This is a genomic window from Vagococcus entomophilus (assembly GCF_003987595.1).
Taxonomy (GTDB): Bacteria; Bacillota; Bacilli; order Lactobacillales; family Vagococcaceae; genus Vagococcus_E; species Vagococcus_E entomophilus.
The window spans coordinates 1-16117 of sequence record NZ_NGJZ01000002.1 but is presented as its reverse complement, the minus strand read 5'-3'; the positions used below and the strand labels follow the sequence as shown (position 1 = coordinate 16117).

The following is a 16117-nucleotide window of genomic DNA, read 5'->3' as shown; positions in this document are numbered from 1 at the left end:
TGTTACACGTGAAACAATTTTTGAAAAAAAGATTAAAAATTGAAGTTGATGTTGATTATTTTTCGATACTTCTATATCGTTTAACTGTAAGGAAAAATGGGGGGAGAATATGAAAAATAGGATTTTTTGGGGAATGTTGGGGTTTATAGTCCTTGTTTTAGGGTTTGGGACCTACGGGTTTGTGAAAATTCATCAGGATAAAAATGCACATATTAAAAAAGAGACAGACGAAAAAAAGGTTGTTGCGAATCGGCAGCAAGAACAAAAGGTGTCTGACTTGTTAAATCAGTCAAACTTGCTTTCAAAGCAGTATAACTATGAAAAAGCTGTTCAGCTTTTAGAAACGAGTAAACTACTAACTAACGAGAAGGTCACACAAAGACTTAGTCAGCTGAAGGAAGAACAAGCAAGTTTGAAGACTTGGCAGGATAACTTGAAAATTTCTCATTTGTTTTTTCATTCGTTGATAAAAGACACTAAAAAGGCTTTTGACGGTGATAGTAAGCAAAATGGGTATAACGAATATATGGCAACCATTTCGGAGTTTAATCATTCGTTAGAACAGCTCTATGCTAATCAATATGTGCTTGTAAACATGCATGATATTGCAGAAGTAAAGGATGGGAAAATGATTTGTAAGGAAATCCGTTTGCCCGAGGGGAAAAAGCCGTTAGTCTTATCTCAAGATGATGTTAGTTACTATGAATATATGAAAGGAGACGGGTTTGCCGCAAATTTAACCATCAGTAAAGAAAATAAAATCACGAATACCTATACCGACGACGAGAAAGTAGAGTACGGCTCATTTGATATGGTGCCACTCTTAGATGATTTTGTTGCAGCACATCCTGACTTCTCTTATAAAGGTGCCAAAGGGATTATTGCTCTGACGGGTTATAATGGTGTCCTGGGCTACCGAACATCTGTTAGCGAGTATGGTGACAACGAAAAAACCAAGACAGAGATCGAACAAGCGAAGAAAGTTGCGACTTTTTTAAGGGAAGATGGTTGGGAATTTGCTTCACATACTTGGGGACATCTTAATGCTGGGAAGGTTTCAATGGAACAACTAAAAGCTGACACCGAACGCTGGGAAAATGAAGTGAAACCAGTTATAGGAAACACAGATATTTTAATTTATCCATTTGGAAGCGATGTAGGAGACTGGCAAAGTTATGCAGGGAATCCTAAGTTTGATTATTTACATAGTAAAGGGTTTAATTTCTTTTGCAACGTTGATGGGTCTACACCTTATTGGATGCAACTTGGAGACAATTACTTAAGACAAGCTAGAATTAACATAGATGGGATTAAGTTGCAAGCTCAGATGACAAATAAAATCAATGTATTGAGCCCATTTATAGATGCGGCAAAAACGTGGGATCCAGCACGGCCTAAGTTACAGGAATGATGATTGAGACAGAATAAGGATTGAGTCTGGAACATAACCTTTGAGTTACGTTCCAGACCTTTTTTTATTTTGCGTAGAAGTACGAAAATTGATACACTGTAGGGAAAGAAGTAGAAAGAAGCGATTTTTGGTGGGAAAAGAAGAAAATTATGCAGCCTATAAGTTAAACCCTAACCGAGCCTTGACACAAGCACAGCAACGATTAAAACAAGAGATTTTAGATTTTTGCCAAGAAGATCCTGCTGAAGAGCAAACGGTTTTGTTGGTTGAAGGAGCTGCGGGAACAGGTAAAAGTGTCTTACTCAGCTCGGCTTTTTTTGAATTGCAAAAAAGGACTAAAACAGAGAGAAAAGTTACCCAAGATAACGCTAAAAATTATCTTTTAGTGAATCATCCAGAAATGTTAAAAGCGTATAAAAATGTAGCAGAAACGACGCCGTATTTACTAAAGAAAGACTTTGAACGGCCGACAACATTCATTAATAGATTACACAAAATGCAGCAACAAGCAGCTGTTGTTTTTGTAGATGAGGCACATTTGTTGTTATCTAAGAAAGATTCCTACAATCACTTTCAACAAGAAAACCAATTAGAAGAAATCTTAAAGCTCAGTCAGAGAGTGGTATTAATCTACGACAACACACAAGTTTTAAAGTTTAAAAGTTTTTGGGATGAGCAACGTCTCGCAAAAGTATTAGAAGCGCGTGTTTGTAAGAAAATTCAATTGCAGCAGCAGTTTCGTATTGAAGCGCATGCGGATGTGTATGAATGGATTGATGCATTTTGTCAACGACAATTAAAAAAATGGCCGCAAAATCAATCCTTTGAATTGCGCGTCTATCAAGATGCGGGTCAGATGTACCAAGAGATCTGCAAAAAAAATAAAGAAGAAGGTCTGAGTCGTATTCTTGCAACTTATGACTTTCCTTATCGTTTGGACGGGCAAGAGTACTTTGTAACAGCTAATCATTTTAAGCTGCGATGGGATATGAGTAAACCGCAAGAAAAATTTGCATGGGCGGAAAGGGCGGACACAATAGATGAAGTGGGATCGGTTTATACAGTTCAAGGATTTGATCTCAACTATGCGGGAATTATTATTGGACCGTCCATTACCTATAATGAAGCGCTCGATCGGTTGGAAGTTTTACCCGAAAAGTATGAGGATCAAGCTGCTTTTATGGGAAGTCAAAACGTCCCGAATGCTAGTCAAGCCAAACAGCAATTAATGCTAAATGCCCTGTATGTAATCATGACCCGTGCTAGAAAAGGGTTGTTTCTACATGCTGTTGACGAAAAATTGCAAAATAAGTTGCAACAATTAGCGCAGGAGTAATAATAGAAATAAAAGGTGGTGGCTTGATGTCTGTACGTCTAATCAAACGCACAAAAATAAAATAAAATAAAATAGGAAAGAATGGGAAAAAGTGATTCGAAAAATAGAGCAGCTAACAGCAAATGAACTAGAACAAATAGAGCGAATCTGGTTAGAGGGCAACATCCAAACACATCATTATATAGAAACAGCATATTGGGAGGGAAATCGCGGAGAATTACGTGTACAACTGCCCCAAGCTACTTTATATGTAGCACAGAAAAAAGAAAAAATTATTGGCTTTACCGGTGTAGTAGAAAACTATATTGCAGGGATATTTGTTTTACAAGAGTTTCAAGGATGTGGCATTGGCACGGAATTATTAAGATATGCTAAAATTCAGCAGGATCAGTTAAGCCTTTGTGTTTATTGTCAAAATAAACGGGCGATTGGTTTCTATCAAAAGGAAGGCTTTGAAATAAAAGCCCAAAGGTTAGATAAAGAGACCAATCAGCTTGAGTACCAAATGGAGTGGCAAACAAAAGTCAGTTCCTAATAGACAAACGTAAGCTTTTCCGCTAGTAGGCGAGGAAAGCTTATTTTTAAAAATATGCTAAAAAGTAAAGATTCGACTAAATAATCGAGAGAATTTTTGGAAAAGGATTGCGTAACCAGTTTTTTTGCGATACAGTAAACAAAGAAGTGTGAAACAATTTTGTGTTTCACGAAAAAAGGAGAAGTTTTCATGAATGTTGAACAATTTAAAGAAGAATTAGCTAGGCAAGGCTATCCTTTAACTGAACGTCAAGTGGAACAATTCCGCTGTTATTTTGAACGATTGGTAGAGTGGAATGAAAAAATAAATTTGACGGCGATAACAGAAAAAGAGGAAGTCTATTTGAAGCATTTCTATGATTCGATTACCGTGGCTTTTTCACATTCGCTATCAGATAAAGCCTATCATCTATGTGATGTGGGATCTGGGGCAGGCTTTCCTAGTATTCCGCTTAAAATTCTATTTCCAAGTTTAAAAGTAACGATTGTGGATTCTTTAAATAAACGCATTAAATTTTTGGAATTATTGGTGGAGGAATTAGAGTTAGAGGATGTTTCCTTGTATCATGATCGGGCGGAAAGCTTTGGTCAAAATGCACAATTTAGAGAGTCTTATGATTTTGTGACAGCACGTGCTGTCGCCAGATTAAATGTTTTGGCAGAACTGTGCTTGCCATTAGTAAAAGAATCGGGTTATTTTTTAGCGATGAAGGCCATGCGCGCAGACGAAGAAGTGACAGAGGCTAAAAAAGCAATCAATTTACTAGGTGGTAAGTGGATTGAAGATACTGAAATTCATTTGCCAGAAACAAAAGATGAGCGTCATATTTTAGTGATACAAAAAGTCAAAAAAACTCCCAAAAAATATCCAAGAAAGCCCGGAACACCCAATAAACAACCGCTTCATTAGGGGAATCAACACAGAAAGTTTGTTCGTTTTGTGTTATAATAGAAGAGATTGTAACGAGATAAAAGATTGGTTATTTATATCAGTAGAGAATCGGAGGAAAAAGCATGGCACGGATTATTTCAGTGGCGAATCAAAAAGGCGGAGTGGGTAAAACCACAACGACAGTGAACTTAGGCGCTTGTTTAGCATTTTTAGGAAGCAAAGTGTTGTTGATTGATATAGACGCACAAGGTAATGCGACCAGTGGGATTGGGATTCGTAAATCAGATGTTTCCAAAGATGTCTATGACGTTTTGGTAAATGAATACCCAATTGCTGATGTGATTCACCATACTACGAGAGAAAACTTAGACATCGTCCCGGCGACCATTCAATTAGCAGGAGCAGAAATTGAACTGACTCCGATGATGGCAAGAGAATCTAGGTTAAAAAGTGCGATTAAGGATGTTGAGCCATTATATGACTATATTTTGATTGATTGTCCTCCTTCTTTGGGTCATTTAACGATTAATGCCTTTACAGCCAGCGATTCGATTTTGATTCCAGTTCAGTGTGAGTATTATGCATTGGAAGGATTGAGTCAATTGCTTAATACGGTTCGTTTGGTCCAAAAGCATTTTAATCCAGAACTTCGAATTGAAGGAGTGCTGTTGACCATGTATGATGCGCGGACCAATCTGGGTTCTGAGGTGGTTGAGGATGTTAGAAAATATTTCCGTGAACGCGTTTATGATACGATTATTCCAAGAAATGTTCGGCTTTCCGAAGCACCAAGTCATGGGTTATCCATTATTGATTACGATCCACGTTCTAGAGGAGCAGAGGTTTATCAAGCACTAGCGAAGGAAGTGTTAGCGAATGAGTAAAAACAGTAAAGGTTTAGGCCGCGGCATCGATGCACTTTTTCAAGATTTTTCAACTTTAGAAGAGGTGGACGTAAAAAAAGAAGAGGTAAGAGCACTACCATTAACTGATTTACGCCCCAATCCGTACCAGCCAAGAAAGACCTTTGATGAAGAGGCACTAAATGAATTGGCTAAATCAATTGCTCAATCAGGCGTTTTCCAACCGATTATTGTGCGGAAGTCGGCCGTAAAAGGATACGAAATCATCGCAGGAGAACGTAGATTTAGAGCATCTAAGCTAGCTGGAAAGGAGACCGTTCCAGCCATTGTGCGAGAGTTTGATGAAGAAGCGATGATGCAGATAGCGGTGTTAGAAAATTTACAACGTGAAGATTTAGGTGCTTTAGAAGAAGCTGAGGCTTATGACATGCTTATGAAAAATTTGAAGCTGACACAAGCAGAACTTTCTGAACGTTTAGGAAAAAGTCGCCCCTATATTGCTAATTACTTGCGCTTGTTGACACTTCCGAAACTCGTAAAGGATTTGGTCCAAAATGAAAGCTTATCTATGGGGCAGGCCAGAACGCTGTTAGGATTAAAAAATCGCAAACAGATGCTATCACTTGCTAATCGCGCGGTAAAAGAAAATTTGACAGTACGTCAGTTAGAGCAGATGGTCAATCAACTAAATGACAATAAAGCTGCGACAAAAAAGAGTACCAAAGAAAAAGAAAAAAAACCGTATTATATTCGTGAAAGCGAAGACCGGTTGATGGACAAATTTGGAACAAGTGTATCAATTCAAGAAAAATCAGGTAAGGGAAAGATTGAGATTGAGTACCTATCTGAAAAAGATTTAACTCGTATTTTGGATATCTTAGATATTCAGTTTGATGAGAAATAAGAAGGAGGGCCCAACAGGTGAACTATGATCTAGGCGATATTGTCGAAATGAAGAAACCACATGCTTGTCAAACAAATCGTTGGGAAATTGTTCGGATGGGAATGGACATAAAGATTAAGTGTGTTCATTGTGCACATATTGTGATGCTTTCTAGACGTGACTTCGAAAAAAAATTAAAAAAAATATTAGAAAAAAAAGGAGAGGAATAGCCTCTCCCTTTTACTGAAAAAAATAAGAAAGAGTGAAGAAATTATGGCATTAACAGCTGGAATTGTTGGATTACCAAATGTAGGGAAGTCCACACTTTTCAACGCAATTACAAAAGCAGGAGCAGAGGCTGCTAATTACCCTTTTGCAACAATTGATCCAAACGTAGGAATGGTAGAAGTTCCAGATTACCGTTTACAAAAGTTAACGGAATTAGTCGATCCTAAGAAAACAGTTCCAACTACATTTGAATTTACGGATATTGCTGGGATTGTACGAGGCGCAAGTAAAGGCGAGGGCTTGGGCAACAAATTTTTGAGTCATATCCGACAAGTCGATGCTATCTGTCACGTTGTACGTTGTTTTGATGATGACAATATTACGCATGTAGAGGGTCGTGTCGATCCTTTATCAGATATTGAAACCATCAACCTAGAGTTAGTTCTAGCGGATTTGGAGTCTATTGACAAGCGTTATGCACGTGTAGCCAAAGTTGCTAAGACAAAAGACAAAGAAGCAGTAGCAGAACTAGCAGTTCTTGATAAGATTAAACCTGTTTTAGAAGCAGGAAAATCTGCAAGAAGCATTGAGTTTACGGAGGAGGAAATGCCTTTAGTAAAAAGTTTGTTTTTGCTGACGACAAAACCAGTGTTATATGTGGCAAATGTGTCAGAGGACGAGATAGCAGATGCTTCCAATAATCCCTATGTGAAAAAAGTAAAAGAATTTGCTGCGGAAGAAAATGCAGAAGTTATCGTGATTTGTGCTCGTGCCGAAGAAGAAATCGCTGAGTTGGATGAGGAAGATAAAGTCGAATTTTTAGAAGATCTAGGAATCGAAGAATCTGGTTTGGATCAACTGATTCGTGCGGCTTATCATTTGCTGGGACTCGCTACTTATTTCACAGCGGGTGTTCAAGAAGTACGTGCCTGGACATTTAAACAAGGCATGAAAGCACCACAATGTGCAGGGGTCATCCATAGTGACTTTGAGCGTGGTTTTATCCGTGCTGAAACCGTCTCCTATGAAGATTTGCTTCAATATGGGAGTATGCATGCAGCAAAAGAAGCAGGAAAAGTTCGCCTTGAAGGAAAAGAATATGTTGTACAAGATGGCGATATTATGCTATTTCGTTTCAATGTCTAAACCAGTAGACTACATTACAAAACATAAGGAGGAGTCTTTGTGGCGGTAGAAGAAAAAAATGTGACTTCGGTAGCTCCAAAAGAGTCAATTGAAGCGTTGGAAAAGCAATTAACGAAAAGAAATGAACAGTATGTATTTGACTTGAAAAAAAAGCTACAAGAGTCTGCTCTAAATGAAACGACCATCAAGGCAACGGTTTATGAGGTTGTATCTGTGCTTGTGAAAGAGCAAAAAAAGGGAACAACGGCACGCCAATTGTTTGGTACACCTTCGGAATATGTGTCAAAATTAGCGAATCGACCAGCTCCTGTGAAAGCAAACAAGCTGTGGGAAATTTGGCTTGATAATTCCTTACTTTTATTGGTCTTTTTAGCTGGCATGGGAGGCGTAATCAATCTCATCTCTAAAACCAGCCAATCTGTCAGTTCATTTGGACTGATTACGATGATTTTAGCGGCGTTTTCTGGAGGCTATGTTTTCTATATCATGGATAAATATGTCTATAGATATGCTAGAGAAAATATACCGAAAGAAAAACGTCCCGGCTTAATCAAGTCAACAGCCATTATGATGCTGATTTTACTTGCGTGGTTTGCGGTATTTTCTTTTGCAGCATTTATCCCAGCGTCAATCAATCCTCAGTTAGATCCAGTTGTAAACTTGATTCTTGCTGGAGTAACATTTGGCGTACGCTATTTGTTGAAAAAACGATTTGGCATTCAAGGAACCATCTTGCGTCCAAACTAATAAGTGGTGAAAAAGAAAGAGATGGGACAGAAGTTTTGACTCTGAAGAATAAAAAGAAATTCAGGAAAAAATTCGATCAAATTTTTGTGAAGGTTAGTGTATTTTTAAGGGAGTTACTTCTGCCCCCCCTCGTTTATTCGAATAGTAAGAGCATGAAAGATCACTTTCGAGTGATCTCTCATGCTCTTTTCGAAAATATAAAGTGCGTGAAAATGAAATTTTAATGTGAAAAATGGTTTTTTGATGACGAGATGATTGACTAATTGTGGTTTGTTTGTTATTTTTGTAATTAAAAATAAATAAGAGGAGAGGTTGTCGACAATGTCCAATTGGGAAACAAAATTTGCAAAAAAAGGATTTACGTTTGATGATGTATTGCTGATTCCAGCAGAAAGTCACGTACTACCAAATGAAGTAGAAATGGGTGTTCAACTTGCCCAAAATATCAAATTGAATATTCCTTTTATCAGTGCAAGTATGGATACGGTAACAGATAGCAAAATGGCGATTTCAATGGCCCGTCAAGGTGGATTAGGTGTTATACATAAAAATATGAGTATTGCACAACAAGCAGACGAGGTAAGAAAAGTAAAACGCTCAGAGAGTGGCGTTATCATTGATCCGTTCTTCCTAACTCCCACACATCTAGTGGCAGATGCGGAACAATTGATGTCCAAATATCGTATTAGTGGTGTACCCGTTGTCGAAACTCTAGAAAATCGTCAGTTAGTGGGGATTTTAACAAATCGTGATTTGCGTTTTGTAACCGACTATCAAGTTCCGATTAAAGAGGTGATGACCAAAGAAAAATTGGTCACTGCACCCGTGGGAACCTCTTTAAAAGATGCAGAAAAAATCTTACAAAAACATAAAATTGAAAAATTACCAATTGTAGATGAAGCTGGTAAATTAAGCGGGCTGATCACTATCAAGGATATTGAAAAGGTAATTGAATTCCCTAATGCAGCAAAAGACGAACATGGGCGATTATTAGTTGCAGCTGCCGTAGGTGTAACGAGTGACACTTTTGAACGCTCAGAAGCATTGTTAGATGCCGGTGCCGATGCAATTATCATAGATACTGCACATGGACATAGTGCGGGTGTGATTCGTAAAATTAAAGAAATCCGTAAGACGTTTCCTAAAGCTACTTTAATCGCTGGAAATATTGCCACAGCCGAGGGTGCACGCGCTTTATTTGAAGTTGGGGTAGATGTTGTAAAAGTTGGGATTGGTCCTGGTTCTATTTGTACGACTCGTGTGGTGGCAGGAGTTGGAGTGCCGCAGCTTACAGCAATCTATGATGCAGCTTCTGTAGCACGTGAATTCGGCAAACCAATCATTGCCGATGGCGGGATTAAGTATTCTGGCGATGTTGTAAAAGCTCTTGCTGCGGGTGGGCATGCAGTAATGTTAGGAAGCATGCTTGCTGGAACGGATGAATCTCCTGGTGAATTTGAAATATTCCAAGGACGTCGTTTCAAAACGTATCGAGGTATGGGCTCTTTAGGTGCGATGGAAAAAGGATCAAGTGATCGTTACTTCCAAAGTGGTGTTAACGAGGCCAACAAATTGGTCCCAGAAGGAATTGAAGGTCGTGTTGCATACAAAGGAAGTGCAGCGGATATTTTATTCCAATTGGTTGGTGGCTTAAAAGCGGGCATGGGCTACGTAGGAGCTGGAAACTTAAAACAATTAAGAGAAGAAGCACAATTTGTCCAAATGAGTGGAGCGGGATTACGTGAATCTCATCCGCACGATGTACAAATTACCAAAGAAGCACCTAATTATTCTTTTGAATCTTAAAACTAAAAAAAGAGGTTGGATCAAAACGAACGTTTCGTTTTGATCCAACCTTTTTTAGTTAAATTAGCGGATAACGGTTGTGCCACCCATGTAAGGGACTAAAGCTTCAGGGATTGTGACACTACCATCTTCATTTTGGTAGTTTTCCAAAATAGCAGCAACTGTTCGACCCACAGCAAGACCAGATCCATTTAGTGTGTGTGCATAATGAATTTTGTCTTCTGCATCACGGTATCGAATTTTGGCACGGCGAGCTTGGAAATCTTCGCAGTTTGAACAAGAGCTAATCTCACGGAACGTCTCTTGTGCTGGAATCCAGACCTCTAAATCATAGGTTTTAGCAGCAGAAAAGCCCATGTCTCCCGTACATAAGGTGATTACTCGGTAGGGTAAGTTTAGCTTTTGCAAGATATCCTCAGCATTTGTCACCATTTTTTCAAGTTCATCGTAGGAAGTTTGCTCGTCTGTAAATTTCACCATCTCCACTTTGTTGAATTGATGCAAACGAATTAGGCCACGAGTGTCACGACCTGCACTTCCTGCTTCTGAACGAAAAGCGGGGCTAAGTGCCGTGAAATAAATAGGTAAATCCTGGTTTTTAAGAATTTCATCGCGGTAATAGTTAGTAAGTGGTACTTCTGCAGTTGGAATTAATGTTAGATTTGTGTTTTCAAGTTGGAAAACATCTTCCTTAAATTTAGGGAATTGTCCCGTACCAAACATTGAATCATCGTTTACGATATAAGGCGTCATCATTTCGGTATAACCGTGTTCATAGATGTGTGTATCTAGCATTAAATTGTAAACGGCTCGTTCTAGTCGGGCACCTAGTCCCTTATAAAATACAAAACGACTACCTGTTACTTTTGAGCCACGTTCGAAATCTAAAATCCCTAGATTTTCAGCAACCTCCCAGTGCGGTTTTGGCGTAAAATGAAAGTCTTTAGGTGTAGACCAGCGTCTTACTTCTACGTTTTCTTCTTCATCTTTTCCAACAGGTACCGCTTCATTGGGTAAGTTGGGTAGCGTATAAGAAATTTGTGTGATTTCTTCCTCAATTTCTACTAGTTGAGCATCTAACTCTTTAATCTTTGCGCCAACAAGCTTCATTTCGTTAATTTTGTCCTCAGCTGGTTCTTTGGCTTTTTTTAATTGAGCAATTTCACTTGAAACATCGTTACGGTGTTTTTTTAGACTTTCAACTTCGACCAGCAATGTACGGCGTTGCTCATCTAAAGAGACAAACGTATTTAAAATCTCTTCTTTTACACCACGTGTCAATAGTTTTTCTTTTACAGTATCAAAATTTTGTCGAATCATTTTTACATCTAACATGATAGTTCCTCCTTTGTATAATAAAAAACCCCTTATCCCTAGAGCAAAAGCTCAGTTGGGACGAAGAGGTTTGGTTCATTTAGAAATGGACTCGCGGTGCCACCCAAATTCAACATAAAAATGTTGCACTTGATTTTGATAACGGTAGAATACCGAGAAGACTTACCGCAAAAGCGTTTGCCTGCTACTTATTTGAATGGGTGGATTCACGGATGCTTTTGTTAGCTTGCACCAGACCGCTAACTCTCTGGAAAAAACACAATCGCTACTATTCCCTAAGAATACAACTGTTAAATTACTGTTAGCATACAAAATTTTTAGTGTACTGTCAAATGTTATTTTGAAAAAAAGCTTTTGATTGAACGGCCTAGCAACACGAAAAAGTTGGCTTTTTCGACTTTTTGTTTCGTAACAAGTGTGTAAGTTGGTGCCTTTTGAGTACCAATATAGCCTAATGTATCTTCTTTTAGTTGGATCGTTCCGGTTTTAACCACTGTGTTTTTTCCAAGTGGGGCAGTCAGTTCCTTAGTTGTTTCTTTGAACTGGCTCTTGACATTTTTTATGTCCATCCCTTTGCGAGTAAAAAGTGTGACATCTTCCTTTAGAACAAGTGGAACGGAAGTATTTTTTCCTTTATTTACCGTAACTTTTTTGTCTGTTGGCAATGTACTTCCTTTTTTATATAGTATTTTTTTCTCCCAGTTGTCATACGTATAGTCCATCAGTTTTCCAGTTTCTACAAATCTAGCACCAGCATCCGTTTGGGCATTAGTTGCATTCATCACTACTGTAATAATTCGCCAGTTATTTTTGGTGATTGTCCCAGCAAAACATTCTCCAGCTAAGTCAGTAGTCCCAGTTTTTAACCCATCAACCCCTTCTTTGTAATACTGACCACCAGGCAGCATCCAGTCCCAAGTCGTCATCTCTGTTTGGCTAGGTGTACCTGCTGCAAAGACTTTACTAGTGGTTTTTGTTACTTCTAAAATTTCAGGGTAGTCGGTGATTAAGTGTTGGGCAATCAATGCGACAGATTTGGCAGATAATTTATTTTCGTCATTTGCAGCGCTCCCAGGATAGATATGAGTACCTAGATCTTCATTGTTTAGACCAGAAGCAGAGATAATATGTGGATCTTTGACACCCCAGGAGAGTAATTTTTTACGCATCAAATCTACGAATCCACTCTCACTACCAGAAACTTTTGTCGCTAGTGCGATTGCAGCAGCATTGGCAGAATAAATCGCGGAGGCATCAAATAATTCTTTAACAGTATAGTTTGTTCCTTTTACTAGAGGAACATTTGAAAGAGCTGTATCTGTGCTTAACTCGTATAAGTAATCTTCAATTGGTACCGTGTCATTCCAGGAAAGTTTTTTTTCTTTGACTGCTTCTAATACGAGATAAAGCGTCAACATTTTTGTCATTGAAGCAATAGGTAGTACTTCGTCGGCATTTTGATCAAATAAAACTTTCCCAGTAGTAGCATCCACTGAAACAGCAGCTTTGGCAGCAACTTGAAAATTCTCGGCAGCTAAAGCTTTTGAACCAAATGGAAAAAGTAGGGTATTAAAAAGTAAAATTAAGACAAAAAAAAGTGCAAAAATCTTTGGTTTCTTCATTATAAGATAAGTCTCCCTTTTTTAGAATCATCACGTTCAGTTTAACGAATAAAAAGATGCGATGCAATAGATTGCTCGCATTCTTTTTAGTCTTTTTGATAGTTTTTGGTTTTGAGAGGTAAATGGAAAACAAATGAGGTCCATTCCTTGTCTGAATTAGCGTAAATATAGCCTCCGTGCAAGGTCACGATACTTTGAGCAATTGCCAGTCCTAAGCCAGTTCCACCCGTTTCTTGTGAGCGAGATTCCTCTACACGATAAAAACGATCAAACAGTTGATCTAGAGATTTTTTGGGAATAGAAGGCCCATCATTTTTCACAATAATGAGTGCTTCACTTCCAATTTTTTCAGCAGAAATCACAATTTTTTTTCCACCCTTGCCGTATTTGATTGCATTGGAGATAAGGTTATCAAAAACGCGAACCAACTTCTCAGAGTCTCCTTCCATCATAAAAGGACTGGGCGAGACGAGGACTTCAATTTTGATATTCTTTTTACTAGCTGCTAACTCAAAGTCCACTGCAATTTGTTCAATCAGTTGTTCCATATCAAAGGTAATCGAATTGAGCGGAGTGCTAGGTTGCCGTACTTTGGTATATTCAAATAAATCATCTACTAATACTTTCATCTGTTTTGCTTTTAAGTAAGCAGTGTGCGTGTAGTGAAGCAACTCTTCATTAGAATGAAATTGTCTTTCTTCAATCAATCCCAAATATCCAATAATAGAAGTCAGTGGCGTACGAATATCATGGCTGACATTTGTAATCAGTTCGTCTTTTGACTTCTCAATTTTTCGTTCTTCCTCAATAGCATCCACTGTACTATCTACTAAACCGTTAATACTATCAATCACACGACCCACATCCCCATTGATTTCAAACGGAATGCGGTGATCATAGTGACCACTTGCGATGTAATGCAGTTCACTGATAATATGGCGAAGCTGCATTTGGTTGTATCTGCGAATTAGTCGCCAGTATAGGATAATGGTATCAATAATCCCCAAAATGAGAAATGATGGAGTAGACCAAGAGGCAAAAGCACGATTGTTAAAAGTTTGTGTCATGATCATTTTAATACGATAAATCATTTCACCCAAGGATTGATGATAACTGATCACTTGGCCTAAAATGACAATAATGGCAATATTTAATAGTAACAATAGAATGATGGTGATAAAACCTTCGACAATCAACTCACTCTTTTCTTTAGAGGTAAGAACAATGCGTGTATTTTTTTCTGGAATATGTCTAGTGTGCTTCAATTTTATATCCGACTCCCCAAACTGTTTGAATCACTTTCTGTCCACCAGTCGCTTCTTCAATTTTATCACGTAAATGGCTCACATGGACCATTACGGTTTTGGCAGAAACCAAACTTTCTTGTTGCCAGACGCGTTCAAAAATTTCGTCTGCGCTAAAAACGCGGTTAGGGTGACTTGCAAGTAAGTATAAAATACCAAATTCAAGTGCAGTTAATTGAATTTCTTTTCCGGTGTCAGTTTGAACTTCATGCGAATCTTTCCGGATAATCAAAGGCCCAATCTCTAAGCTATCTGGTTCATTTGCTGCAACTTGAAAATTACTACGTCTCATTAAAGATTTTACCCGAGCCATGACCTCAAGAGGATTGAAGGGCTTTGTCACATAATCGTCTGCTCCAGCAATCAACCCTTGGATCTTATCCATATCAGAAATTTTTGCAGTCAGCATAATAATTGGAATTTGTGATTCTTTTCGTAACTGTTTTACAACTTGCATGCCATCCATATTAGGCATCATAATATCCAAAATCATTAGATCAATATCTGGTGTGGTCATAATTTTTGTGATTGCTTCTTTTCCATCGTAAGCTTGGACAACATCATAGCCTTCATTGTGAATATAAATAGTCAGCAATTCCACAATTTCTTTATCATCGTCTACAACAAGTATTTTCATTTAATTTTCCTCCATGATTTGATCAAATTTCATTATTCATTATATTGTAACAAAAATAAGGAGAAAGGATAAATAAATAGAAAGGAAGTTAATTGAAATTTATAAAATACGCTAGAAAGCGTTGAAATTTTCATGTAATTTGTCATAATGAATACTATAGAAGAAAGGAAGAGCATATTGAAACTTTATTTTATTAGACATGGTCAAACACAGTACAACATAGAAAGAAAGCTTCAAGGAAATACTGTAGATTCTCCTCTGACACAAGAAGGAATAGAAGGGGCTAAAAAAGTTGGAGAAAGACTTTCCAACGTAAAATTTGACTGCATCTATAGCAGCCCTTTAAAAAGAACGTTAGATACCACCGCGTATATTATGGAAAAAAACCAATATGGCGGCAAGTTAAAGCCATTAGATGGACTAAAAGAAATGGGCTTTGGTGACTGGGAAGGCAAGACATTAGCTTCCGTTTCAGACAGTTCTGAAATTGAGAACTTAAGAAAGTATCCTGATAAGTATGATCCAAGTAGTTTTTCGGGGGAAAGTTACCGAGATGTGATTAAAAGAGGAAAGCAAACAGTTGAGACAATTGTGAAAGAGAATCCAAATGCAAAAAATATATTAGTCGTATCGCATGGAGCATATCTAACAAGTGTCATACAAACTTTAGTTGGAGTTCCGCTTCAAGACATCAGAAAAAAAGGAATTTTAGACAATACTTCTATTAGTATTTTACAATGTGAGGGCCCTAACTCTGAGTTTAAACTGCTGTCTTATAATAAATAACGAAATATAATTAGTTAAAATAGTAAAAAGAGTCATATTATTCCTTTAAAAACGAATGATATGGCTTTTTTAACAGTTTTATTTCAGATAAAAATAAAATCAAAAAAAATGTAAAATTATGTTGACGAAATGGCTTTCTCTTGGTATATTAATACATGTCGCTAAGACAGCTAAACCTTTTTAAATCAACGAAAAAAACTTTTTTAGAAAAGTGTTGACAAGAACATTCTTGTTATGTTATTCTACTAAAGTTGAAAGAAACAACTCGTGCAAACGACTGATTTCATTCAAAAAGATTTAAAAAAAAATCAAAAAAGAGGTTGACAAACATTTCACTTCTTGTTATGATATATGAGTTGCTAAAACGCAACGAAGTAGACCTTTGAAAACTGAACAAAGTAAGACAAACCAAATGTGTAGGGCGTTTTTACATCTTGTAAAAACAACAAACATTTTTAATTTTAGTGAAGTCAATTCGCTAGCAAACAACAATGAGCTAAATGTCGCAAGACATTATCATAACTTTTAATGAGAGTTTGATCCTGGCTCAGGACGAACGCTGGCGGCGTGCCTAATACATGCAAGTC

Annotated in this window: 15 protein-coding genes, 1 rRNA gene and 1 other annotated feature; of the genes, 12 read left to right on the top strand and 4 right to left on the bottom strand. The window is 37.7% G+C overall.

Annotation, left to right across the window (positions count from 1 at the left end):
• Positions 1-109 precede the first annotated feature (109 nt).
• The 10 genes from CBF30_RS06095 to guaB all read left to right on the top strand — a co-directional run bounded on the left by CBF30_RS06095 (position 110) and on the right by guaB (position 9846).
• A complete protein-coding gene (locus CBF30_RS06095) occupies positions 110-1411 on the top strand; it encodes a polysaccharide deacetylase family protein (protein WP_126823850.1) in 1302 nt (433 codons plus the stop codon).
• Between the two features lie 130 nt (positions 1412-1541).
• Complete coding sequence (locus CBF30_RS06090; protein ID WP_211340485.1) at positions 1542-2747, top strand: DUF2075 domain-containing protein; 1206 nt, start codon at positions 1542-1544, stop codon at positions 2745-2747.
• A gap of 91 nt (positions 2748-2838) precedes the next feature.
• Complete coding sequence (locus tag CBF30_RS06085; RefSeq protein WP_126823848.1) at positions 2839-3282, top strand: GNAT family N-acetyltransferase; 444 nt, start codon at positions 2839-2841, stop codon at positions 3280-3282.
• A gap of 189 nt (positions 3283-3471) precedes the next feature.
• Complete coding sequence (gene rsmG, locus CBF30_RS06080; RefSeq protein WP_126823847.1) at positions 3472-4191, top strand: 16S rRNA (guanine(527)-N(7))-methyltransferase RsmG; 720 nt, start codon at positions 3472-3474, stop codon at positions 4189-4191.
• A gap of 104 nt (positions 4192-4295) precedes the next feature.
• Entirely contained in the window at positions 4296-5057 is a 762-nt protein-coding gene (locus CBF30_RS06075) for a ParA family protein (RefSeq protein WP_126823845.1), read from the top strand.
• Positions 5050-5940 carry a ParB/RepB/Spo0J family partition protein gene (locus CBF30_RS06070; RefSeq protein WP_126823843.1) on the top strand — a complete coding sequence of 297 codons (891 nt, stop codon included), beginning with the start codon at positions 5050-5052 and terminating at the stop codon, positions 5938-5940. Before CBF30_RS06075 ends, CBF30_RS06070 begins: the two co-directional genes overlap by 8 nt.
• A 17-nt stretch (positions 5941-5957) precedes the next feature.
• Positions 5958-6149 carry a DUF951 domain-containing protein gene (locus CBF30_RS06065; RefSeq protein ID WP_281273588.1) on the top strand — a complete coding sequence of 64 codons (192 nt, stop codon included), beginning with the start codon at positions 5958-5960 and terminating at the stop codon, positions 6147-6149.
• 43 nt (positions 6150-6192) lie between these two features.
• On the top strand, positions 6193-7293 hold the full coding sequence (ychF, locus tag CBF30_RS06060; RefSeq protein ID WP_126823841.1) for a redox-regulated ATPase YchF: 1101 nt from the start codon (positions 6193-6195) through the stop codon (positions 7291-7293).
• Between the two features lie 39 nt (positions 7294-7332).
• Entirely contained in the window at positions 7333-8040 is a 708-nt protein-coding gene (locus CBF30_RS06055) for a DUF1129 domain-containing protein (RefSeq protein ID WP_126823839.1), read from the top strand.
• Between the two features lie 321 nt (positions 8041-8361).
• The gene (gene guaB / locus CBF30_RS06045) at positions 8362-9846 is read left to right on the top strand and encodes an IMP dehydrogenase (protein WP_126823837.1); all 1485 of its coding nucleotides are present in this window, start codon (positions 8362-8364) and stop codon (positions 9844-9846) included.
• A 63-nt stretch (positions 9847-9909) separates the two neighbouring features.
• Here guaB and serS read toward each other — a convergent pair whose 3' ends face one another.
• The 4 genes from serS to croR all read right to left on the bottom strand — a co-directional run bounded on the left by serS (position 9910) and on the right by croR (position 14744).
• Complete coding sequence (serS, locus tag CBF30_RS06040) at positions 9910-11181, bottom strand: serine--tRNA ligase (RefSeq protein ID WP_126823835.1); 1272 nt, start codon at positions 11179-11181, stop codon at positions 9910-9912.
• A gap of 53 nt (positions 11182-11234) precedes the next feature.
• Positions 11235-11472 (bottom strand) — a binding site (T-box leader).
• Positions 11473-11516: 44 nt separating this feature from the next.
• Positions 11517-12803: a serine hydrolase gene (locus tag CBF30_RS06035; protein WP_126823833.1), complete on the bottom strand. Its 1287-nt coding sequence runs from the start codon at positions 12801-12803 to the stop codon at positions 11517-11519.
• 86 nt (positions 12804-12889) lie between these two features.
• Positions 12890-14068 (bottom strand): sensor histidine kinase, encoded by a 1179-nt coding sequence (locus tag CBF30_RS06030; RefSeq protein WP_126823831.1) that lies wholly within the window; start codon positions 14066-14068, stop codon positions 12890-12892.
• Positions 14055-14744 (bottom strand): response regulator transcription factor CroR, encoded by a 690-nt coding sequence (gene croR, locus CBF30_RS06025; protein ID WP_126823829.1) that lies wholly within the window; start codon positions 14742-14744, stop codon positions 14055-14057. Before croR ends, CBF30_RS06030 begins: the two co-directional genes overlap by 14 nt.
• Positions 14745-14921: 177 nt before the next feature.
• Here croR and CBF30_RS06020 point away from each other — a divergent pair, with 177 nt between their 5' ends.
• Positions 14922-15530: a histidine phosphatase family protein gene (locus CBF30_RS06020; protein WP_170168963.1), complete on the top strand. Its 609-nt coding sequence runs from the start codon at positions 14922-14924 to the stop codon at positions 15528-15530.
• A gap of 524 nt (positions 15531-16054) precedes the next feature.
• Positions 16055-16117, top strand: a 16S ribosomal RNA gene (locus tag CBF30_RS06015); the annotation flags it as partial.